The organism is Halodesulfovibrio sp. (genome assembly GCF_025210605.1).
Lineage (GTDB): Bacteria > Desulfobacterota > Desulfovibrionia > Desulfovibrionales > Desulfovibrionaceae > Halodesulfovibrio.
This window is the reverse complement of the sequence record NZ_JAOARI010000032.1, coordinates 191920-214594: the sequence shown is the minus strand read 5'-3', so window position 1 is coordinate 214594 and position 22675 is coordinate 191920. Positions and strand designations below refer to the sequence as shown.

Genomic DNA, 22675 nt, shown 5'->3' with positions numbered 1-22675 from the left:
TTTCATTCAGGAATGAACATTTACGCGGGGCGGTTCGCAGCTTCAGCATAGGAGAGAGAGCATGAGTGTAACTACAACGCTGACCGTGAAAGACGTAGCTGCTGTTTTAGGAATTCAGGTAGAAGTGGTTCGCAGGCTTATTCGCAGGGGGGAGCTACGCGCAAGTAATATCGGTACTGCTGCAAAGCCTATGTATCGCATCCGGCAGGCGGCATTGGAAAAGTTTTTAGACGAGCGAGAAGTACTAGGTGTGGAGGGGTAGAGGATGACGGTAGTAGCGCCAAAGGTTTTGAAGAGCTTAGAGCAGATATGCAAAGAGTTTGGTCGGAGTCGCAGGACAGTGAAGAAATGGCATGAACAAGGTGCGCCGATCTACAAGGACAGGCGCACCTACGGGGCTGAAGTAAATTCTTTGACGGGGTGGCTGGTAAGGCAGAAATAAAAGTTATCGAAAACTGGCAGGCTATGATGCCTTCTCGAAACTATCTGGTTCAGAAGCTGATTGTTGCTCAGCGCTATCTTTCATATTGTTATAGTAATTTTCTAAGTACTCTGAATAGCCTGATTGGGTGGAGTACTTTTCTAGTTTCTTTATTTGCGTAGCATCGTATTTTAGAGTGAGATTAGTGTAGAAAAAAATACTCATTAATCCCGTGAAGATAAGTGAGATGAGAAAAAGAATTGCTCCCTTTGATGAAGCTAGCGTTGCCCAAAAAGATGTTAAGTTAAAGGTAACACTAGTAGTTTCATGGTAAGGTAAGAGGCTAAGTGGGTATACAACGCCTACAAAAAATAAAAGTGTAATAGCTAGTAATGACGCATTAATGAGAACAGACGTTTCATTCCCCTTTTTTATAGATTTCAGGAAATCAGAATTCTTATCAACCTGGTGGGATAGAGGGATAAAAAGTTTATGTATGCGTGATAGCTCTGTGTCTCTGTTATCAAGTAATTTGTTTAATGACTTAATCCTATGGGGGGTAATGACTGGTTGAGCAAGAATAGCTTGTCCATGCATGGCTAGGCCATACTCCAGCATGTCGCCAACGTTAATGTGACTCTTTTTTAAAGCAGCTTGCGCTTCAAGCTCTCTTTTTTTTAAAGCAGCTTGCGCTTCAAGCTCTCTTTGACGTTTTTCGTTTTCTTTTGAGAGAGCATCCTCAATTTGCTGAAGAGCATCTTGTTTATTTTGGAAGGGCGAAAAATTCAGTTTATCATAGTAGTCTGTAGCAACCATGTTGCTGCCATATTCGTAAAGCTCTTCTATAAGTTCTTCGAGCTGATCTTTTGCAACTACTTTATTGTACCATGAAAAACTTCGTGCATTGACTTCATTTGCGAGTTTTTTGGAGTCCTGAAGTAGTTCGACAAGTCTTTCTTTATGTTGATTAAATTCTGTTTGGCTTGCTATAATTCGCGTAATTAAAAATGCTGCAAAAATACCGATAATAGCACCGGACGTTTGGCTAACAGTACTGAAGAAAATATTCCAATCCATTTTTCATTCCCCTTATATGCATTAATCAGAGATACGATATTTTTACTTAATATTATTTATTCTTATTTTTGAACGAAGAAATAGCAGAAGCAAGTTCTGTTATTGGGTCAGTAATTTTTGGAGTGGTACCTAATCTTGAGCTTAATGGACTAAATATGAGCTTTGAAAAATCATTAAAGTCACAATTTTTATCTTTAACAAATTCTCTATAGATAGGTAAAAATCTACAAACTGTTTCTCTTAAACCTAGCTGTAAAGCTTCATCTCTTGCTGCATAGTAGTTTTGTAGAGTGATACGAAAGACATAGAACAAGAGAAATTCAACAAAAATATTTACCCAGTTACTAGCTAATATCATTGTGTAGGTAATTTCTTTATTATTCTTTATTAGTTTACTAATTAGATCGTAATGAGAAATCATTGCTTTATTTCCAAAGAACAAAAGTCCAGAAATGCTCATGAAACAGCAAATAAAAGCAATATATTGCTCCTTTTTCTTTTGCTTTTTGTAGTCTTCAAATTCGTCTCCAATACTTTGAGTATGCTTATCAAGCATTCTGCTAAACTTTTGTGTGTGGCTCCCAGCTATATCGAGAAATTTTTCTCTTTCTTCATGGATAGTGCGTAATGTTTCTTTTGCTTCGCTAGCTGTAAGCTGAATTTCTTTAGTAAGATCTTGATGTTTGAGTTCTGTGATTGTTGTTTCTATTGTGAACCAAAGCAGTAGGTCGTTATCTGTGAGGTTATCGGGAAGCTTCATAGAGTAAGGGAGAAGGGCTTTTTCGGATTCATCCAGCTCTGTCACATCAAAAAACATTCGAGCACGGAATAAAAGCAAGCATTTTATAGCAAGGTGATTGACTTTAGATTCGGCTTTACGCTTTTCTCCGAAACTAAGGTTGGTGAGCGCTGCTATGTGGTTTGCTAGCTCTATGAAGAGGAAGTTTAAAGGGGTCTCTAGTGGCGTATAGACTTTTTTACCACTATCAGAACGTAGCGATTTGCTCATGAGCTCTACGATGACGAGGTCAGTGGTTTCTGAACCGATTGTGTATTCTTTAGCTAGTTTTTCGAGTTGGTCTGCTAAATCTGTAATTCTCAGGGTATCAGTTTCATCGGTAATCAGTGTCGCAGCAGTATACATTGTGAACTCCAAAGTTAGTTGTAACGCAATTGCCTGTATCTATTATTAAGTTTTGATATTGTAAATCGGCGTTCACTAGCTATGTAAGATTTTAGCAAATCCCTTTATCACCAGAACTCTGCGCGAGAGTTATTTATTTTTTCGCCTTGGGTCCCCACCAAGGCGTTTTTATTTGAAAAACCTGTCAACTACTCCACACCCTTCCCTAGCCTTTCTCACCCGCCCCTGACTGAACATCCTCAAAACCCCATGCTATAATGGCTACTCATTCGGGGTGATTGTCCGTGTGATTGTCGGGCGGTTGGAACTGTTGTTTTTGGGTCTGTTCTGACCTCCATGCTTTTCAACACCGGACAACACCCGCTCTTTTTCAGAATGACGGCATTTCTCCTTCTTGGTGTCTGTCATTCTGAACAAAGGAATTTTATCAGTGGGGTATGTGTATGGATTGGAAAGATGTTGGCTCGATAGTCGCAAAAGCTGCGCCTATTCTCGGTACAGTTTTAGGTGGTCCTGTTGGTGCTGTTGTGAATTACTACCTTGGCTCTTCTCTTGGTTCGTTCCGCAAGGATGAACAGAGAACCACCAAATAATTGGGTAGCTAAATGAAAGAATGTTCGTCCTCCTCTTGGTGCATTGATAAAACCATCAATGTTCCGACAATCCTTACTATCTTGAAAAGCTTGGCTGTGGTCGCAGTCTGTGCCTTCGCGTTCTACAGCCGCATTGTAGAAGTGGAGGCGCAGGCTAGTGCCAACGCTCAAGAGATTAAAGCTATCAGCCGGAAGGTGAGTTCTGTTGTGCGCATCGAGGAAGCTGTGAAGTACCAGAACAAGCGCATTGACGACATCTACCGTATTCTCACCACAAAAAAGGAAAAGTAATGGCAGGCCGCAAGACCGCATATCGCAAGAGCTATGTGAAACAGGCTAGGGAAGCCTGCGCCATAGGAGGCTTTTCAAATGGTAAGCTGGGTAAGCTGTTTGGCGTAAGCAAAACTACTGTGTGGGAATGGCGGCAAAAGTATCCTGAATTCGACGAGGCATGCCGGGGTGGATATGAAGAGTACGCTGTAACTGAAGCACATAAGGCACTTACCAAGCTGGTAAAAGGCTACAGTTACACGGAAGTCACACAGGAGGCGGTGAAGGATTCAAAGACGGGACAAATTGTCATGCAGGAAACCAAGCGCGTCCGTAAGCATGTGCAGTCTAGCCCTAGTGCGGCAAAGCTTATTGTTGAACTGGCAGAACGCAGACAAGGACGCACACAGCAGCAGGGCGGTGGTGAACTCTCCGATCTTATCGCTAATCTGGACGGTAACAGCAGGAAGCTGGCATCAAGCGAACTGTTTTCTGAGCCTGAGGAGTCTTCATGCCAAGCGTAATCTACCACGACATGAAGCGGAACCTTAGCAACCGTATCTGGCGGCTAAATAACCTGTACAGAATTATCGACAAGAACGGTGACAGCGTGCGGTTTCAATTGAATGCAGAGCAAACTTGGTTTGTGAGCCACATGCACTATCGCAACGTCATTTTAAAAGCGCGCCAGCTTGGTATGACAACCTTTGCTTGTATCTTTGCGCTTGATCTATGCCTGTTCAACTCCAACACCCGTGCGGGTATCATCGCGCAAACTCTAGATGACGTAAAAAAAATTTATCGCGACAAAGTTCTGTATGCGTACAAGCATCTTCCTTCCTCCTTGCTCACGGTTCCGGGGTTACAACCGCAGGCTGAGAATGCACAGGAATTGTTGCTTAACAACAACTCTTCTATTGCTGCCCGTTTTCCGCAGCGTGCCAAGGAAGTCAAAACAGGTGCGCTGCCGACTGTGCCGGTTGATGGCATTGTTATCTTTGAGTCAACAGCGGAAGGCGATCACGGTTTGTTTTTCGATACCTGCGACGAGGCGCAACGTAAAGAGCGTATGGGTGATGCGCTGACCAACCTAGATTTCAAGTTTCATTTTTTCCCCTGGTATCAACGTGCTGATTACGTGTTGCCTGCAAAGTCTGTAACGCTGACAGCAGAACAGCACGCTTATTTTACGGAGATGGAAGGCAAGCTCGGTTTCAGGTTTTCGCCGGAACAGAAGGCTTGGTACTCCGTGATGGAAAATAATTTAAAAGAAGACATGAAGCGCGAGTACCCGACCACACCGGAAGAAGCGTTCGCACAGACAGTAGAGGGTGCGTACTACGGCAAGCATATGGCGCAGGCAGAGGCGCAAGGGCGTGTATGCGATGTGCCGTTTGAACCACTTTTGAAAGTGCATACCTCGTGGGACTTGGGTGTGGGCGATACCACGCCTCTCTGGTTCTTCCAGTACAGCCCGCAAGGACAACGCAGGTACATCAACTACTACGAGAACAGCGGTGAAGGTTTGGACCACTACGCCAAAGTGCTTGAGGAGTTCTCCGAAAAGTACGGTTACCGCTACGACCAGCACATAGCACCACATGACATTCGTGTACGTGAGATCGGCAACAAGGCAAAGTCTCGTTACGAGTCTGCGCTGGAGCTGGGTATCAAGTTCACCATTTGCCCGTCTGTTTCTGTTGAAGACGGGATTCAGTCAGTACGAAATATTTTGCCTTCCTGCGTGTTTGACAAATCTAACTGTGCGGAAGGACTTAAAGCGCTGCGTCATTACCGCAAGAAATGGAATGAAGAGCGGGGATGTTTTGAAAATGTAAATCTCCCGTAAAATTAAATCAGCCGAAAGTAGAGATTTTCGTTAATCTTCATCTTATCAAGGAGATAGAACCGATGCGGAAATCTAGATTCACTGAAAGTCAGATAATTCGGATTCTTAAAGAAGTTGAAGGCGGCAGAAAGGTAGCTGAAGTTTGTCTCGAACACTCTGCAAGCCAAGCCACCTACTACAAATGGAAATCAAAATATGGCGGGATGGAAGCGTCTGACATTCGCCGATTGCGTGACCTAGAAGCTGAGAACACACGCTTGAAGCGAATGTTTGCTGATTTGAGCCTTGAAAACGAGGCACTCAAGGATGTCTTGCAAAAAAGCTTTAGAGCCAGCTGAGAAGCGTGAATTGATCACGTTTATGCATCAGGCCCACGGCCTAAGCATTCGACGTTCATGTGCAGCATTGAAGCAAAGCCGTTCTGTCTACGCCTATAAAGCAAACCCGAGAGACGATTCGGCTGTCATTGAGTTGCTGCTTCAACTGGCTGAACGATATCCGATTTATGGTTTCCCCAAATTATTTCAGCATGTGCGCCGAAAGGGACATCGTTGGAATCATAAGCGCGTTTATCGTGTGTACTGCATGTTGAAAATGAATCTACGAAGGAAAGGCAAGAAACGCCTACCCTCCCGCAACCCTGAACGCCTTGCTGTGCTACCTGAAGCGAACTGTTGTTGGTCTGTAGATTTTATGTACGACGCGTTAATGAGTGGGCAGAGGTTCCGGACTTTCAACATCATCGATGACTTTAGTCGTAATGCTTAGCCACTGAAGTCGATACCAACATGCCTACGGCCAGAGTATTACGGGTGCTGGATCGCATTGTTGCGTGGAGAGGACTCCCTGAAAAGATCAGAATGGACAACGGGCCAGAACTAGTGTCTATGGCAATGATCAATTGGGCAGAACAGAAAGGGATACATCTTGAACACATTCAACCTGGAAAGCCGACTCAAAATTCGTACATCGAACGGTTCAACCGAACCTATCGCACTGAGGTTCTTGATTTTTACTTGTTTTCAACTTTGACCGAAGTAAAAGAGCAAACGGAACAGTGGCTGAAAGAATACAATGCAGAACGGCCTCATGAGTCCCTCGGCAACCTTACTCCTGCCGAATACCTTGAAGCCCACTCTCCCTACCAAATCTCTACTTACGGGTGGAACTAATCAAGTGAGATTTACAGGTCCCTTTTGGGCGTGTTTTCCAGTTTTTGAAGGTCTTCTGATTATTCATCAAAAGGGAGAACCTCTTATTTTTCAAGAGGAAATGTCAGATCAAGTCAGAACTCTTACACTTAAGCGTGTAGCCCTCTTCAGAAATCGCTACATTGTCTTCAATTATTTCTGTTGAATTAAAATCTAGTTGGCAGAAGCCTTTTCAGTTATGGTAAAAGATGATTTTTTCGCTAAAAATATTTGAGTGGCTGTATCATAATCTAAGTTTAGGATTTGCATAGTGAGGGCCTCTAGCTAACTAAAGTGTCAAAAGTACAAATTGTTGCTGGCTTATAAATTGTTTCGAATGCTATCTACTTTTCTTTAAAACTTTCGTGTTTATATTTGAGCAAAGGTGATAAAAAATATTGAATCAGTCTTCGTTCCCGTAAATTCACTTCAGCGGTTGCTACCATGCCTGGCATGAGTTTTAATTTTTTAGAGCCAGCGGTTAAGTACTTTTTGTTCAATTTGATACGTGTAGCGTATCTGAACCCTTTGTTAGGTTCTTCAATAGCATTTTCTGAAATAGACCGAACTTCCCCGTGTAGTGTGCCAAACTCGTTGTAGGGGAATGCTTCCAGTTTAATTTCTGCTGACTGCCCTTCATGGACAAAGCCTATATCGCTGTTATTGATAAATGCTTCTATCTCAAGTTTCGGATTGCTCGGGACTATGATCATGATAGGTGCGCCGGAGAGAATGACCCCTCCTACGGTGTGTACTGCAAGTTGCTGAATTTTACCAGATACTGGTGCGGTTATGCTCTGGAATGTTTTAATTTTTTCTGCTTTTTGTGTTTGAGTAGAGATATCATCAATCTTAGACAGAATTGCAGTTTCAGTAGCCAATAAATTTTTTGTAAAATCAGTTACAAGTTGTTTTCTTTGTGCAGCAACTTCCTGTAGACTTGCAGTGATTTCTTTTAATTTTTGCATACATGAGTTTAAATCTTCGTAATTGATGATGCGCTGCTGTTCTTTTTGAAGCCAGTCGTATTCAGAACCAAGGCCTTGACTATAAAGAGTTTTCATAGTTTTTGACCACTTGGTTGCTATGGATAAGGTTTGTTCCAGCTTCGCCAGTCGGTGTTCTTCTGCTTTGTGTTGAGCAATAAGCTTCTCTTTCCTGCTCGTGAGTCTTTTAAGTTGAAAACGAAGGCTATTTGCTTCTTTTTTTGTTTGATTTGCATATATTTCAATTAATTTAGAGGTGGATGCAGCGGTATTTTGTGGCGGAATGAAGGCTGGTTTTTTTTTCAGATCTGATATCCATTTTAAAAGGCACTGCGCTTTTGCAAGTTCAAACTGTAAGTTGAGCTGATCCTGCCCCAGAGTTTCTATGTCCAGTTGGGCTAACGTACTATCTATCTCAATAAGTGGCGTGCCTTTTTCAACAATTTGTCCTTCTTTAACAAAAATTCTTTTTATGACACCATCTTCTAACAGGTTAATGGTTTTTACTTGATCCACAGGAATAACCTTACCTACGGCAACTGCTACAACATTGGTTTTGCCGATACATGCCCAGCAGGTTATGAAGCAGACACAAAGCATGATGGTCCACAACAGCGCTCGGCCTATAGGGGAGGCTGGTGTTTCAATAACCTCAAGAGCTGCAGGGAGGAAATCAAGGTCGCTTTTTGAGTTAGATTTTTTAAATAGTGAAAATGGAAAGTTATGCATTTACCACCTCTTGCACTTGTCTTTGATCATTATGATTGCTGCTCTGATATGCCCATAGCTTTGCATAGTATCCGCCAGATTGCAGCAAAGACGTATGCGTGCCTTCTTCAATAATGTTTCCTTTATCAATTACAATAACGCGGTCGCAGTTCATAACAGTGCTGAGCCTGTGTGCAATGACAAAAACTGTCCTGCCATGCCCAATTGCGTTCATGTTTTTCTGAATAATATGTTCAGATTCATAGTCCAGCGCGCTTGTGGCTTCATCCAGAATTAATATTCGTGGTTTTGTCAACAGTGCCCGCGCAATGGCGATACGTTGCCGTTGACCACCAGAAAGGGTGCAGCCTTGTTCTCCGACTACCGTCTCGTATCCTTCAGGTAGGGTGCCAATAAATTCATGTGCCCCGGCAAGTTTCGCAGCTTGAATAACATGCTGGATTGGTGCAGCAGGGTCGCAAAGCGCAATGTTCTCGTAAACAGTACGGTTGAAGAGAATGTTTTCTTGTAGAACAACCCCGATTTGTCGCCGGAGCCATGAAGTGTTTACGTGATTGATATCATGCCCATCGACAAAAATTCTTCCTTCTTCGGGAAGATGGAGCCGTTGGAGGAGGTTGGTAAGTGTGCTTTTGCCGGAACCTGATCTGCCTACTATTCCGATAGATTCATTTTTTTTCACCTTGAGATTTAATTTTTTCAGAACGAATGGCGTATCGCCTCTATAACGGAAAGATACGTTGTCAAAACGCACACTTCCCTGGATTTCCGGGGGGATATATGAAGATTTACCACATTCTTCAGTTGGAATATTCAAGATGTCGCCGAGTCGCTTAAGCGAAATTCCAGCCTGTTGAAAATCTTGCCAAAGTTGGGCGAGTCTTAAAATAGGAGCTGTGATTCTGCCTGCCATCATGTTAAAGGCTACAAGTTGGCCTACTGAAATAGTGTTTGATATTACACTATGGGCGCCAACCCAGATAATTAAAAGAGTTGTCAGTTTGGATAGAAATTGGGTCAACTGCACGGTAATGTTTCCTAAATTGTCTGCTTTGAAGGCAGAACGGACATAAATGGCGAGTTTTTCTTCCCAGTTGTTTTGAAATTGTGGCTCAACAGCCATAGATTTTACTGCCTGTATGCCTGTTATGGATTCAACTAGAAATGCCTGATTTTCTGCTCCCCGTAAAAATTTTTCATCCAGTAATTTACGGAGCAGAGGGGTAACGATTGCGGAGAGTATAATGTAAAACGGGATAATGCCTGCAACAACTCCCGTAAGCAGTGGGGAATAGGAATACATTACAAAAAAAAAGATAACGGTGAAGAATAAGTCCATTACAAGTGTAAGACTTGAACCAGTCAGGAATCTTCGGATTGTTTCAAGTTCGCGAATGCGCGCAACAGAATCACCGACTCTACGTGAATTAAAATATGAAGCAGGTAGTTTTATTAGGTGATTAAATAATCTTGCCCCAAGCACCACATCTGCCCGATATGCTGTGTGGGAAAAAAGCCATGTTCGTAGCCCGCCAAGTACCACTTCAAAAATAGAAATACCTAAAAAGCCGATGGCAATAACATCAAGTGTTGTTATGCCCTTGTGCACCAGCACTTTGTCCACGACTACCTGAAAGAATAGCGGGGTAACCAAGCCGAATAATTGGATAAAAAATGATGCAAGTAGAACTTCACCAAAAAGTTTTTTGTATTTCTTGAGTGATGGAATGAACCAGCTGATGTTAAATTGCTGCAGGCTTTCCGGAATGCAACTTTTCCTTGCGAGCAAAATTACAGTTCCGGACCAATCTTTCGAAAAATTTTCAAATTGTACCACCTCTGGCTGACTATTATCTGGATTAAGTATAAGTAACCCTTTTTCTTTTACCCCGCCAAAAACTACCCATTTGCCATCGCAACATTTTAGCATTGCTGGTTTAGGTAGCTTTTCAAGACCATCAAGTGATGGTGTTAGCTTTTTTATTTTAGCTTTTAATTTCGAGCTCTTAGCTGCTCGAGCAATTTCATAGTCACTGTGCTCGGCTTTTGCTGTGCCATGTTCATGCAGCAAAGACGTATAGGTAGCAGGAATGCGGTGAAATTGCGCAATAAAAGCCAGGCATTTTAAACCGGAGTGCAGTGGTCGATTACGATCTGTCGGAACTTGAGCGGAATTAGATTGTGCTGTCATCGTGGTGCTTTTATTAAACCTCCCGCAGTTCAAAAGCAGCGGGAGGTTGTATAAGGTTATTATGCAGATGTAGTAATTTCTGTTGCAGCAGCAGCCAATGCTTCTGCAGTTGCTGTTACATAGTTTCCAGAGCCGTCGTTGAAGTAGAATTTTTCAACAGTGTAAGAACCGTCGGAAGCATACCAATCTACAAAGTGAACCAGTTCTGTGTTGTTATTAAAGCCAACAATCAGGTCGTCACCATTGTACTTTGCAAGCAAACTGATCTCACTGGTGGTTCTGTCAAGGAAACGAGCATCATCGTTGCCCTCTCCGGCGTTTTCATAAACAAAGTTGTACTGATATCCCGAACGGATAAAGTAGGCATCGTCGCCAAGACCACCAAACAATTTGTTTTCGCCTTGCCCGCCATCCAAGAAATCATTTCCATTTAAGCCGACAAGGGTGTTGGCCCCAGCGTCACCAATAAGAGTATCTGCAAAGTTGGAACCTTCAGCATTTTCAATATTAGTATAGGTATCGCCTTGGGCATCATTCTGCTGGCCTGTTTTACTTTGCAGGTTCACAACGACGCCCCCAGTGGCATTTTTATACGATACAGCGTCTTTGTCTGCGCCACCGTCAAAATAGTCTGCACCAGTGCCCCCGATGAGAAGATCATCACCGTTGTCACCTATGAGGTAATCGTTTCCGCCCCCACCGAAGATGACGTCATTGCCGTCACGGCCGAAAAGTCGGTTGCTGACATCGTTACCGATAAGCTGGTCATTGTGCGCGGAGCCCTCAATGTCTTCGATGCTGGTAAATGTGTCACCTTCTGCGTCGAAGCCCTTGCCGATATTATCTTGCAGGTTAACCAGAACTGCTCCAGCAGATTCTTTGTAAGTTACACCATCGCGATCAGCGCCGCCGTCAAGAATGTCTGCACCGATGCCGCCGTTGAGGACGTCCTCACCCTCGCCGCCATAGAGTTTGTCGTTCCCGTCGTATCCGTTGAGGATGTCAGCGCCTTTGCCACCGTACATTACATCAGCAAATGTACTGTCTCTGATGTAGTAGTTGTCGATTTTAGCGATTGCATTAGCGATTGCATTTTTTTTGAATATATGATCATCGGGTAATTTGTAGAATTGCTCCCTTGTGAGGTCCGTAAACAGCGCTTCATAAAATTCAGAGTAGAATGAACCTTCATACAGGTCACTACGTTTAGCACCGGAAAGAATATTGCTCCCATCGTCGCCAGTGATAGTGCTTCCGCCCATTGCACCTTCAACATGTTCAATGCTGACGAGAGTGTCGCCTGTAGCATCTCCACCTGTTGCAGTTCCAGTAGATAGATCTACTATTACTGCTGCGCTTGAAGAAGCATATGAAACAGTGTCACTTCCTTCACCACCGTCTATGACGTCTGCGCCTGCACCACCTTCGAGCTTGTCGTGTCCGGAGCCTCCATAAAGGTGGTCGTTACCGGTTCCACCATTTAGGTAGTCCATGTCTTCATCGCCATAAAGAAAATCATCATTAGTTCTTCCGTACAGCATGTCATTGCCGACCCCACCATGCAGGATGTCTACAGTAGAGCGTTTATTAGAGGAGCCATACTGTTTATCGTAAATGACGGGGCCAAGGTTGATTGACGGGTCAAAGTCCAGACCGAATGCAGCGAGCATTTCTGAATAAGCAGGTCGCGGAGCCCCTGTCGAAGGCCAGTGTAATTCAACAACTTGCCCCCACGGTAATGTGATTCTATCAACAAGTCCTCCGTCATTTGGATATACTTTATCGGGTAATGAGTTTGTAAAATTGTATCCAGGAGTGTCCCCCTCTATAATCGATGCTCCATGATGCTGACTAGTTGCAGGATTGTTATCAAAAACTTCATGCGTTTTTTCTGAAAGGTGCTCTATCATACGGAAGTCCCCAATGTTTCCCTTGGGGTTGTCTGGATCTCTATTGGGGTTGTATACTTCGATTGAAAAATTTTCTAACAAGTGTCTAGGGTATAGATGATAGCCCATAACAGTCTCCTTTTATAAATATGTTCTGGCGACATATATGCCAAATTTCTATTTTTTGGCAAATCCGATTGATAACATAGGAAGAATGATAGTTTTTTTTTGTTTTCAAGTAAGAGATTAAAGAATGATAAGGTTTAATTTATGAATACAATATTGTTAGTGTGTGCTTACTGTAAAAAAGGAAAAGCTTTTTGGTAAAAAAAAAAATAAGAGTCAGATTAAAATGCCAAGAGCTTCATTTGTGATAAATCTTCGTTCGCTTGACGTTTTTAGTCTTCGCTGTAACTTATTATTGCTATCAAAATAGAATCATTTATTGTCTAATATAGAGTTATTTTTTATGCTTCAGTCGGCATAATTTTTTGATTAGTTCGAGTAACTGTAGCCTACATTCAAGATAGTTACTAAATGTTGCCTTGAAAAAATGAGCAAAGAGTATGGACAAGAAAGGTAAAAGAAAAGCGATAGGCACATGCCTATCGCTTTTCGTCATATTTTATAGAGGAACTCTACTTCTCTTGAGTAGGGTATCGGCTTCTAGACCAGTCCTTCCAGCCGCCTTTTAGAGCAAAAACATTCATGTAGCCTGCATTGACCAATTTTTGCGCCTCACGGACGCTTGTAAATTCGTTAGGTCAAGCGCAATACAAGACTATCTTTGCATTTTTTGCCCAGCCTTGGCTTTTGGCAAAACTTACAATATCGCCGCTAGGACGAACTGCTCCTCGTATTTTAAATTCACTTCCTTTCCAATCAGAGCCAGTGCGAACATCGACAATGATGTAGGAACCCATATTTGCCTTTAACGTGTCCTTGCTTATGCTTTGAACGTCTGCAGCAAATGCCGTGGCTGCTAGTGCCAAGAGCATCATGACCAAAGTGATTAGTTTAATTGGTTTCATAGTACATTCTCCATGAATATTTTGGAGTAATTGTACCATATTTTTTTAGGGTAACAACCTTTTCCTGCCACAGAATGTCAAGACTGCGATGGCAAGGGTGAAGCCAATTGCCGCACTGAGCCCTTTTACTGGAGATTCAGGTAACTGCAAAACGACGTAGGCAAGGTAGAAGCACGAAAGTATGCCGAAAGACGTTCCTACTTTTTGTAAGAGAGAATGTGTATTTCTTATGGAGCCTGCTGCTGACAACCCATAGAACAGAAACCAAAGCGAGAACCCTCCGGCAATATATGATTCAGTAATCGGCTCCCCAGCATATCCTCGGAGTAGCAGCACACTGACTGTAAGGGTGGGAATAGCAGCTGCAATAATTTTTTTACTGAGACGGTTATTGGCTTTTTTAGTTGAAGGTGAGGAATCTATGAATTTATCGAAAGGTTTTTTAAGAAATAGCAAAGTACTCGTAAATGCGGCGTAACTCCCCAAAATTATGATGGCTCCCATAACGTATCGTCCAGTTTGACCTAAAATCTTTCTTGCCCCGATCATATACGGCACAGTCGAGTCTGCTAATTTTTCTGTACCAGAAACACACAGTGAGGCGTAAGAAAATATGGAGAGAAACACTACCGTCAGTCCTAAGGCTAACGTATAGGATTTTCGAGATGTTCGGTTGCTGCTAGACGGTGGCGTATAGAGTTCATAGCCAATCAAGAGGGGCGCCATTAACAAAAGTCCATCTGAGAAGGGGGAGGCTCCATACGGTGCAAAAAAGTCGGGCGAGTTCGCGTTCGGAGGTGTAGCCCACAGTGCTGCAAGAGATAGCACCGTGATTCCTATTAGCACTAGAATGATTGAGGCTAGTTGGAGCTTTTGCGCTTTGCTGGCAGGAAGAATAGCGGTTAAAAACGAGCATGCCAGTATGATAAAGCTGAAAAGAAAGTTGGGAAACCAATATACGAAAACTTCGTTAAATGCATAGCCAGCTATTCCCAGTATCGAACAGGCAAAAAATGCTAACGTAAAAAAGCGCACGCTATATCCAAACGATTTCAGTGCATCAGAATATTGTTTTTCATTGCTGACTGTTTGCTGTGGAATGGTGACGAGGTGAGTTGTGAAAAGAAGCGCGACGATTAAAAAATACCAGTTCCCAGCCAGCCCTATGCCACTTCCAGAAATCATAAAGGCTCTGGGGGAGAGCAGAAAGCCCATTGCAAGCAAAGCCGCTGTTAGCATGTCTACCTCGCTAGAATCTCAACCTTAGCGGTGTGAGTAATGATGTTACAATCGAAATCGTAAAAGTGTAACACAACTGACAGGGGGAACAGCAAGCGCGAGTTGCAAAAATCAACTGTTGCTATTGGGTGAGATATGTTGCAGCGGAGTTGAGTGTGCGTCCTGCGCTTCTGTCCTTTTGGGTAGACTAATGTATATAAACCGTTTCAGTAACACATGTATCTTTGATGCAAGCTGTGACTGCTGTTTCCCCTAAGTATTTGTTTATATCAAATGTGGCATTGTGGATTGGTGCATAATTCACGTACCATTTGACGGGTTGCGAATGTTGATTGGTAGATAGCGAGATGCTGGTAATTTGATCCTGAAAATAGTGCTGCCCAGTTCGTATGCCTATTATCGCTAATTTAGAAGGCGCATTATCATGTGCTGTTACTATCTGTTGTTGTCTTTGCCACTCCCTTAATAAATCCGGAAGTGAATCTGTTGTGACAAAATATCCAGAGCTTTGCAGGGTAGGTGGAGTGATGCCTCGAATGGTATAGGCGTATTTTTGTGTTTGGCAGAGGCTAGGCGCTGTTGCTGAAAATGCGCGTCCTCCAGGCCAGCATATACGTGTTTTTTCTACACCGTCAGGCATTCGAAGGTTATGGGTATCTCGTGGTAGCAAGTCAAAAATATCAAACATGACTGGCGCAGCTAGCGTTGCTCCTAAAAAGCCAATCAATGGGGTGGCGTCCGGTCTGCCAACCCAAACAGCTACTGTGTAATCTGGACTGACGCCGATTGACCAAAAATCTCGGTAGCCATAGCTGGTACCTGTTTTCCACGCAATTTTACGACGTGTTGAGGGTATAATTCTATCCGGTGCGCTAATGGAGCTAAGAATAGAAAAAACCATCCAGCTGCTTTGTTCTGAAAGAAGCGGACGTGTAGCTTGTTCGGTTGATGATGGAATAACATGTAAATCGCTAACATTTCCTGTTGCCGCCAATGAGCGATACATTTTTGCCAATTCCCACAGGGAGGTTCCGGTACCGCCAAGTCCAACTGAAAGGTTGGATTTTTTATGCCGTAAGTGAATGTTGGCTTCTTTGAGACGAGTGTCAAAAGCCTCAGGTGTAATACTGTTAAGCACTTGAATTGCGGGCACATTGAGTGATTTTTTGAGCGCTGTGCTTGCGCTGACTGCTCCGATAAAGCGCCGATTCAGGTTTTGTGGTTTATAATCTCCAAACGATGTAGGAATGTCGCTTAACAAGCTTTCGGTATGGATAACTCCTTGATCGAAGCCAAGACCATATATGAACGGCTTTAACGTAGAGCCGGGAGAGCGGATTGCTCGTACCATATCTACATGCCCAAAACGGTCAGCGTCGAAAAAATCAATAGCGCCCTGATAGGCAAGCACATTGCCTTGTTTGTTATTTATAACAAGGGCAGCAGCGGATGTTTTGGGAGGAAGCTTATCCGCCGTGCGCGAAAGCAACTTTGTCAGTCGCAATTGAAGGTCATAGTCAATTGTTGTTTGGATAACATGGTGTTCAGGAAATTGATGTTTAAGCAAGCGGCTAAGCAAAGGAGCGAGAGCCTTGCCAGAAGGCTGTGCAAGAAAGATATCTTCATCTGTTAGCAGGTTAGTTTCTTGGGTACTAAGGATGCGCCGTGCATTAAGACGGCGGAGTACTTTATTTCGCATTTTTTTAGCGAGGGTGGGGTGTCGATCCGGTCGATAGGCTGATGGCTTTTGAGGAAGTACCACGAGCAGGGCAGCTTCATTTTTGTTCAAAGACTTTGCTGGCTTGCTAAACAAATGTCGTGCTGCTGCCTCGACCCCTTCTATATTTCCTCCAAAGGGGGCTAAGTTGAGATACATTGTGAGAATTTCATTCTTTGAAAAATACCATTCAAGTTGAACAGCCCGCCAGATTTGCCGTAATTTTCCAAGAATAGTACGTGGATGCGGTTCAATGAGCCGCGCAACTTGCATTGTAATTGTTGAACCGCCAGAAATAATCTTGCCATTGATAGCCCACTGGTAGCCAGCACGCAGTAAAGAAAAGATATTGATTCCAGGGTGGTAGTAAAAATATCGATCTTCATAGTCTAGCAACGCCGTAATATAAAAAGGAGAGACATTGCTCACTGCGGTTTGGTAGCGATGGACACCTTTGGCGTTTCCAAAAGATCGCAGAATGCGTCCGTCGTTGGATGTGACAACCGTTGAAGGACCATCTTTGTAAATTTTTGGAAGCGGGCAGACAGCATTAAGAACGGCAATGCAAAGAAGCATCAGCACAGCCGTTGACAATACGACTGCACTGATGCGTTTATGGTGTAGATTCAAAGAATAATCCGTAACTGGTATTTATTTTTTAATTGTGACTCGCGTTGGCTGTTGCCATTGCAGATAACGTCTTTCCGGATTGTACATAGATTCCAAGAAAACAGGCGGCACAGCATATTTTCCCGGCACTTCTGCTCGTAGTACGTATGCGTATCTGTAAGCATAACCTTGCATTGTATCAGATACGACAAATCGATCATTACGATATTCAACGTGATTTGGTTGAGAGAGTCGTTTAATAATTTCTTTAGGCAAATTGTCCTGCAATGGAATTCCTTGGTTCAGGTTTGGATTTTCTAAAACGAATCCAGCCGGAATGCCACTCACTAACAGTGCATCTTTTAGTATCTCTTCACCTAATGTTGTTTCCAGAACAACGAGAACACGATCTCCAACGTTAAACGAGTTGTTTAGAGGTTCCTGCTCCAAATCTTTGCCATCCAACCATTCTGACAACCGTTGCTCTGTTGAAGAACTATTCAGCTTTGCTGAAAAATGCCGCAGTGATTGAAGGTTGATGGTGTTATAGCGAGTAATGTTGAGCTTAGAAGAAGGAGCGATATCAAGATATCCTTTCGCCATTACTTGCAGATACAATGCTTCATCTGATGTGTTTTCAATATTGAGGTCTTCAGACAGCGGTATCGTGATATTCCCCTGTTTGTTTACTGGAGTTCCGTTGATGACAATATTGATGTTTTGTTTTTGCTGTTCATTTTTGCTGATAATTGCGGCTTGCAATAAAGTAACCTGTTCTTGTGTGCTGAACCAGCGTCGTGAAAGTAATTTTCTTTGCAACTGCGATAATAATTCTTTTTGTAACAACGATGCTTGCCTCGTAAGTTGAGGATAGCTTTCGAAGTTGTTCATAATACGAACAGCGCAAGCAAGGTCGCGAATGTCAGAGCCATAGTCATGAATATACTCTTTAGGGCGAATCGGGCGCTCTAAGAACTCGCTAAAGAGCTTCTGTATTGTTTCAGAAGATTCGCCCACTTTAACACAGGCATATGCGTAATGAAGTTTTGATAACGCCGTAGGATAGTTAGACCTAAGCTGCTGTAGTGCGCTGTAACGGATTTTTCCTTGTTGACTCAAAACATAGGCAGCATATGCAGTTGCGACTGCTGAATCATCTGCATGGTGCTCCAGATTTCTAACGACGCTACTGTCTGCAACATAATCTTGTAATCTATTTAGAGCCTTACGAAGCATAGGTTCCGGCACAGTGTTTGGGTATAATTTGTCCGCTTCAAGTAAAAAGTCACTAACATAGGCAGTAAGCCAAGGGGCTTCTGAGCTTTCGCTATCCCAAAGACCAAAGCCGCCATTTGTTTTTTGCATAGTGCTCAGCCGTGCGATTGCAGCAGCGATTACATCACGCGAATCTTTTACCCCATGTTTTTCAGCAATTACCTTTTGTTTAAGTGGCTCAAGAACACTGTGCTGCAATAAAAATGGCCATGCTTTACTGGTTGTTTGTTCTGCACATCCGTAAGGGTAGCGAAATAAATGTTCAGCATGTTCTTTTATGCTTAACGTTGGCGTAGTGCTGATGTGAATAGTCCCTTCTCGTTCTGTCGCTTTTTTTAGCCCCCTCCAAAGGCTTGCAGGAACACTGTAACTATCGCCTTCAAGCAGGTAGCCTGTTACGCTTTTAGTGATCGGGGGTTCAAGTGCCTTCACAGGAACTCGCCAAGAACGATCAAATGAAAACTCTTCAGTAGAAAGCTGGACGGAAAGTGATGATGACTTTGATGTCATCTCATTATGGACATGCACAGGAATACTTTTTGTCCAGTGCTCACCATCGTTGAGTTCCAGTTTTTCAGGTAATAGATTTGTTTCTAACGTAAGGTTAGAGCTTGAGTGTAGGTTAAGATTGCAGAGTTGTTTTTTGCCACTGTTATTGAATAAATCGATAGTAACTGTAGAGGTATCGGTTGGAACAAAAAAGCGTGGCATGCTTAATTCAACAACGACTGGTGAAGTGATGGTCGAATCTGTTACAAGCTGACCGACTTGTGTTCCGTTGTACGCAGTAACAATTATCTGCCCTTCACCGTTATAGTCAGGAATGTCGAACTCTATTTGCGCTTTGCCATCAATTAATTGAACGGCTTTTGACATTAAGATAACGGTCTTGCTTTCAACAAGGTTGTCATTTTTATTTTGAGTCAACATGTTGTTGTCACTACCGAAGCGAGAGCGTGCGAACGGGTTGGGGCGGTTATCGTACTGCCTTGAAAATAAGTCCTGAATATCTGTCATGTAGCGGCGTTGACCGAATAAAAATGCATGCGGGTCTTGCGGCTTAAATCGGCTCAGGTTGATGATCCCCTTGTCTACAATAGATGCTGTTACCCATGTGTTTTTTAATTGAGCCTTCTCCACGCCAGATACGCTGACCGGGAGGGTTAATTTGGTCATAGGCTCTATTCGTTCAGGTAGGCTTATTGAGATGCCGAGTTGTTTTTCTGAACGGTCCAGCTTTACATGCTGAACTCCAAAATAGCGACGTGGCGTTGTATCTTTTACGCCTGTTATTGTACCTGTTATATAAATGTCGTGGCGGGAGAGTTTGTCCATAGAAAGCGGTATCTCTACTGCAACATTTTCTTTTGCAACAGACTGGGAATGCTTCCAGAGAACCTTGTCACTTGTTTCAACAGTAAGCAGCAGTGTCCCCTTGAGTGGCGATGCAACTGCTACCTTGAGTGGCTCGCCTGCCATATAACTTTTCTTATCAGGAGTGATAGTCAGGAAGTCAGGCTTAGTTTTAAGGCGTGAGCTATTTTGATTCCATCCTGCATAAAATGAGCAAGACGAGCTTATGCCGGTTTTTTTATCAGTAACAACAAGACGATAGTCCCCCCAACGTACAGGGAGAGCCAATCGCTCGGGCTTTTCCGTAATAGTCATTAATTGTTTTGCTACAGATTTCCATCTTTCTTGAGCTTGACGTTTCCAGCCAATACCTTCTTCGTATGTCCAGTAGTAAGGGCCGTCGTCGTAAAACAGTTCGACATCCAACTCGCCTTTTTCAAGCTGCTGACCATTTGGAGAAAGCAAAGCAATATCGAATTCTGCCATGCTGTTATAGGAAAAAGTTTTTGCGGCAGGTAGGATTGCAGGAATATTTTGTTTTTTCCAACTGTTAAATGACCGGTTCCTTTGTACCGCAGCCCCACCAGATTCTTTGAGACTAAAATTAACTGTAACGTTAACCGGACTTTTGTACTCCACTTCGGTTGCTTTGGGGCTAGCGACAGGGAATGCCAACTCGCCTTGCTCCGAAAGCTTGCGGTTAAACTCTGAAAGCCTCTGTGCGTTAGAAAGGGAGAACGGTTCGCCTACATAGTAGTCTTTATATGCACCAACGGAAAAATGACGAACAGGGGTTGTTACTACTGTTGTTGACAGCTCATTTCCTGCTGCGGGTGACCCGAAAAGGTACCGTCCTGTGAGGTTGAAAATATTTTCTTCACCGACCGGAACCCATTTTTTGTTGTCAGTAATAACTAAATCCATTCTTTCAGGCACAAATTCTTCTACCTGAAATTTCATTTCACCAGCAATTACCTCACCTTCAAATAAAGAGAGCCGAGCAGTGTAGCGCCCAGTAAGCCAATCGGCAGCTGTATTGACCGTGGTTGCACAATAACCGGCACGATCAGAAGAAAGCTTTTTAGTTGAAACAACATCCCCGTATGGATTCAAAATTTGCAACGATGCTGATGTATCCGCAATGGCGCATCCGTCTTCATTCCTAAGAAGAATGTTAATGGGAAGTGAGCCGCCCGGTCTTAGCAGATCGCGGTTGCTGTAAATATATGCTTCATATGCTTGGTATTTTCTTCCGCCGATTGAATATTCTGACAAATCGAGAGGGATTTCTCGCTTTGGTAAGATGGCATATTCAGATTCGTCAGCGGATTGAACAATAACAACATCGTATTGTTCAATTTTATCAGACACCATAGCCCAACCATCTTCATCTGTTACAGCAGTAAGGGGGGCTGACTCGCGTGCCACAGTAACGTTCATATTTGGCAGCGCTTCGCCTGTAGAAAGTCGAGTTACGTATACGCCTGTTTGTTCTTTGTAACTTCTAAGCTGAATGCCTATGTCTGTTAACAGCATATGTCGTATTTCAGCTTTAGTGAAAGTACCCGGTGCTTTTATCACCACAATGTACCACCCAGAAGCAAGGCTTTTGGGAATGGGGAGTTGTGCTGGGGTTATTTGATCTTTTTTTCCTTCAGGAAGGTGATAACGGTCAGAAAATACACTTTCGAAATTATTCTGCATGTAATCAAGTGAATATTCTCTCAACGCGTCGGATAGATAGTAGCTTTTCAAAAAGGCACGGGGATTCGTTACTTTTAAAATCTCTATATCGACTGCTTCTAGATTCTTAAAGGTAATAGGAATTGCTTGATTGGCGCTGCGAGGAACTAAAGGACCATTTCCTATAATTTTCACATCAAATCGCGATGCATTGTTAGAAGCGGTAGTTGTGGCAGGTAGCGTAAAAGCGAGAAGAAAGAAAAGAGCTACTGTGAAGAATAAGGTAGAGCGGGGCGTGTGGATAACCATGTCGAACAATCCTGAGAGAAAGAATTAGCAAAATATTGTGATAATGGTAGATATAAGATCGGCTGATTATCTTCTCTCTTTATATATTGTCAAATGTAAGTTTACTGTAGTTTTGGAGGGTAATTGTGAATTTTTGAAGGTAGTTATTGTTTTTCTGAATATGAAAAAGGTAGTCCATTTGCATAAAGAAAGGCTCTCAGTACATTTTGAGAGCCTTATTGTATCTCACAGTAAAGCAAGACTATGCAAAAAAGAATGTAGGCTTTTTCGGTTCATTGCACATGGTGCTTAATCGTTTTGCTGCATCCATAAGAGCACCTTCTTTCATTGTTCTGGCATGTACTGGGCATGCTTTAATGCAAGCGCAGCAGTGAATACAGTTTTCTAAGTCCATTGTTACGGAATCAGAGATGGTGATTGCATCTACAGGACATACAGAGGCGCATTGACCGCACAGGGTACAGGCAGTGCTGATATCGATGAAATCTAGTGCACCCCCTTTACCGATTGCCTTGTATGGAAGATTTCCCGGTACATTGAGCTTTTTATCTACTGGTACAGCGTCGAATGAATCGATAATTGATTGTATTTGTTCACCAAAAGCACGCGCTTGTCCTAAGTCTGTTGAGTCAGGGCGTGAAACTGCAATCGGGGTGCTGTCTGTTGAAAAAGAATGCTCACCGATAAATGTTGCTCCTGCAACAGGGACACCGCCGCGTTGCTGTACAATATTTTTAAGCTCGAGAAGTGCGTCATCATATTCACGGTTTCCGTATACAACAACGCAAACTGTCGGCGTATTATCAAGCGACATTTGCTGAAGCCATTGTTCTGCTACAACAGGGAGTCGCCCACTGTATACAGGCATTGCGATAACAAGCAGATCGTTTGAGGCTGCCAGTAATGATTGCTTTCTTTGATCGCTTCGCGTCGCATTGATGATTTCAGTTTTTTCAATATGCATTCCCTGCTTGATCGCTTCGAGAATTGATAATGATGTTCCGGTAGGGGAAAAGCACGCGAGTTTGAGTGATTGAATATTCATAATAACTCCTCCTTGGAGGCAGGGATTATAGGACTGATACCGTGCCATGTTAACCCTAATTGAGTGTTTTTTTTG

The 22675-nt window shown here is 43.1% G+C and carries 15 protein-coding genes and 1 pseudogene; 6 read left to right on the top strand and 10 right to left on the bottom strand.

The features are described from left to right. The first annotated feature begins 61 nt into the window (after positions 1 to 61). Entirely contained in the window at positions 62 to 262 is a 201-nt protein-coding gene (locus N4A56_RS13170) for a helix-turn-helix domain-containing protein (RefSeq protein WP_295546476.1), read from the top strand. A 201-nt stretch (positions 263 to 463) separates the two neighbouring features. On the opposite strand, the gene N4A56_RS13165 is transcribed toward N4A56_RS13170, so the two are convergent. Next, positions 464 to 1498: a hypothetical protein gene (locus N4A56_RS13165; RefSeq protein ID WP_295547919.1), complete on the bottom strand. Its 1035-nt coding sequence runs from the start codon at positions 1496 to 1498 to the stop codon at positions 464 to 466. A 52-nt stretch (positions 1499 to 1550) separates the two neighbouring features. Continuing rightward, on the bottom strand, positions 1551 to 2642 hold the full coding sequence (locus N4A56_RS13160) for a hypothetical protein (RefSeq protein WP_295547918.1): 1092 nt from the start codon (positions 2640 to 2642) through the stop codon (positions 1551 to 1553). Between the two features lie 443 nt (positions 2643 to 3085). Between N4A56_RS13160 and N4A56_RS13155 the strand changes: the two genes are divergently transcribed. The 5 genes and pseudogenes from N4A56_RS13155 (at position 3086) to N4A56_RS13135 (ending at position 6526) form a co-directional block, all read left to right on the top strand. Beyond that, entirely contained in the window at positions 3086 to 3235 is a 150-nt protein-coding gene (locus tag N4A56_RS13155) for a hypothetical protein (RefSeq protein ID WP_295547917.1), read from the top strand. Between the two features lie 12 nt (positions 3236 to 3247). Then, the gene (locus tag N4A56_RS13150) at positions 3248 to 3526 is read left to right on the top strand and encodes a hypothetical protein (protein WP_295547915.1); all 279 of its coding nucleotides are present in this window, start codon (positions 3248 to 3250) and stop codon (positions 3524 to 3526) included. Continuing rightward, complete coding sequence (locus N4A56_RS13145; RefSeq protein WP_295547914.1) at positions 3526 to 4029, top strand: hypothetical protein; 504 nt, start codon at positions 3526 to 3528, stop codon at positions 4027 to 4029. The genes N4A56_RS13150 and N4A56_RS13145 overlap by 1 nt, the downstream gene beginning before the upstream one ends. After that, positions 4017 to 5354: a hypothetical protein gene (locus N4A56_RS13140; RefSeq protein ID WP_295547912.1), complete on the top strand. Its 1338-nt coding sequence runs from the start codon at positions 4017 to 4019 to the stop codon at positions 5352 to 5354. Before N4A56_RS13145 ends, N4A56_RS13140 begins: the two co-directional genes overlap by 13 nt. A 62-nt stretch (positions 5355 to 5416) precedes the next feature. Next, positions 5417 to 6526 (top strand): annotated as a pseudogene (locus tag N4A56_RS13135) (IS3 family transposase). Positions 6527 to 6888: 362 nt separating this feature from the next. Here N4A56_RS13135 and N4A56_RS13130 read toward each other — a convergent pair. The 8 genes from N4A56_RS13130 to N4A56_RS13095 all read right to left on the bottom strand — a co-directional run bounded on the left by N4A56_RS13130 (position 6889) and on the right by N4A56_RS13095 (position 22600). Next, positions 6889 to 8259 carry an HlyD family type I secretion periplasmic adaptor subunit gene (locus N4A56_RS13130; protein ID WP_295547909.1) on the bottom strand — a complete coding sequence of 457 codons (1371 nt, stop codon included), beginning with the start codon at positions 8257 to 8259 and terminating at the stop codon, positions 6889 to 6891. Next, the gene (locus N4A56_RS13125; protein ID WP_295547907.1) at positions 8252 to 10450 is read right to left on the bottom strand and encodes a type I secretion system permease/ATPase; all 2199 of its coding nucleotides are present in this window, start codon (positions 10448 to 10450) and stop codon (positions 8252 to 8254) included. Before N4A56_RS13125 ends, N4A56_RS13130 begins: the two co-directional genes overlap by 8 nt. A gap of 59 nt (positions 10451 to 10509) precedes the next feature. Further along, the gene (locus N4A56_RS13120; RefSeq protein WP_295547905.1) at positions 10510 to 12468 is read right to left on the bottom strand and encodes a hypothetical protein; all 1959 of its coding nucleotides are present in this window, start codon (positions 12466 to 12468) and stop codon (positions 10510 to 10512) included. 509 nt (positions 12469 to 12977) lie between these two features. Beyond that, positions 12978 to 13370 (bottom strand): rhodanese-related (seleno)protein, encoded by a 393-nt coding sequence (locus tag N4A56_RS13115; RefSeq protein ID WP_293667722.1) that lies wholly within the window; start codon positions 13368 to 13370, stop codon positions 12978 to 12980. Positions 13371 to 13415: 45 nt separating this feature from the next. Then, positions 13416 to 14609 carry a hypothetical protein gene (locus tag N4A56_RS13110; protein WP_295547903.1) on the bottom strand — a complete coding sequence of 398 codons (1194 nt, stop codon included), beginning with the start codon at positions 14607 to 14609 and terminating at the stop codon, positions 13416 to 13418. 187 nt (positions 14610 to 14796) lie between these two features. Continuing rightward, positions 14797 to 16956: a penicillin-binding protein 1C gene (gene pbpC / locus N4A56_RS13105; RefSeq protein ID WP_295547901.1), complete on the bottom strand. Its 2160-nt coding sequence runs from the start codon at positions 16954 to 16956 to the stop codon at positions 14797 to 14799. Positions 16957 to 16977: 21 nt separating this feature from the next. Further along, complete coding sequence (locus N4A56_RS13100) at positions 16978 to 21555, bottom strand: MG2 domain-containing protein (protein WP_295547898.1); 4578 nt, start codon at positions 21553 to 21555, stop codon at positions 16978 to 16980. Between the two features lie 241 nt (positions 21556 to 21796). Next, on the bottom strand, positions 21797 to 22600 hold the full coding sequence (locus N4A56_RS13095; protein ID WP_295547896.1) for an EFR1 family ferrodoxin: 804 nt from the start codon (positions 22598 to 22600) through the stop codon (positions 21797 to 21799). Positions 22601 to 22675 lie beyond the last annotated feature (75 nt).

What these genes read in the sequence shown, in the direction of transcription:
- N4A56_RS13170 (WP_295546476.1), top strand. Translation starts at nt 62, where the DNA reads ATGAGTGTAACTACAACGCTGACCGTGAAAGACGTAGCTGCTGTTTTA.
- N4A56_RS13165 (WP_295547919.1), bottom strand. Translation starts at nt 1,498, where the DNA reads ATGGATTGGAATATTTTCTTCAGTACTGTTAGCCAAACGTCCGGTGCT.
- N4A56_RS13160 (WP_295547918.1), bottom strand. Translation starts at nt 2,642, where the DNA reads ATGTATACTGCTGCGACACTGATTACCGATGAAACTGATACCCTGAGA.
- N4A56_RS13155 (WP_295547917.1), top strand. Translation starts at nt 3,086, where the DNA reads ATGGATTGGAAAGATGTTGGCTCGATAGTCGCAAAAGCTGCGCCTATT.
- N4A56_RS13150 (WP_295547915.1), top strand. Translation starts at nt 3,248, where the DNA reads ATGAAAGAATGTTCGTCCTCCTCTTGGTGCATTGATAAAACCATCAAT.
- N4A56_RS13145 (WP_295547914.1), top strand. Translation starts at nt 3,526, where the DNA reads ATGGCAGGCCGCAAGACCGCATATCGCAAGAGCTATGTGAAACAGGCT.
- N4A56_RS13140 (WP_295547912.1), top strand. Translation starts at nt 4,017, where the DNA reads ATGCCAAGCGTAATCTACCACGACATGAAGCGGAACCTTAGCAACCGT.
- N4A56_RS13130 (WP_295547909.1), bottom strand. Translation starts at nt 8,259, where the DNA reads ATGCATAACTTTCCATTTTCACTATTTAAAAAATCTAACTCAAAAAGC.
- N4A56_RS13125 (WP_295547907.1), bottom strand. Translation starts at nt 10,450, where the DNA reads ATGACAGCACAATCTAATTCCGCTCAAGTTCCGACAGATCGTAATCGA.
- N4A56_RS13120 (WP_295547905.1), bottom strand. Translation starts at nt 12,468, where the DNA reads ATGGGCTATCATCTATACCCTAGACACTTGTTAGAAAATTTTTCAATC.
- N4A56_RS13110 (WP_295547903.1), bottom strand. Translation starts at nt 14,609, where the DNA reads ATGCTAACAGCGGCTTTGCTTGCAATGGGCTTTCTGCTCTCCCCCAGA.
- N4A56_RS13100 (WP_295547898.1), bottom strand. Translation starts at nt 21,555, where the DNA reads ATGGTTATCCACACGCCCCGCTCTACCTTATTCTTCACAGTAGCTCTT.
- N4A56_RS13095 (WP_295547896.1), bottom strand. Translation starts at nt 22,600, where the DNA reads ATGAATATTCAATCACTCAAACTCGCGTGCTTTTCCCCTACCGGAACA.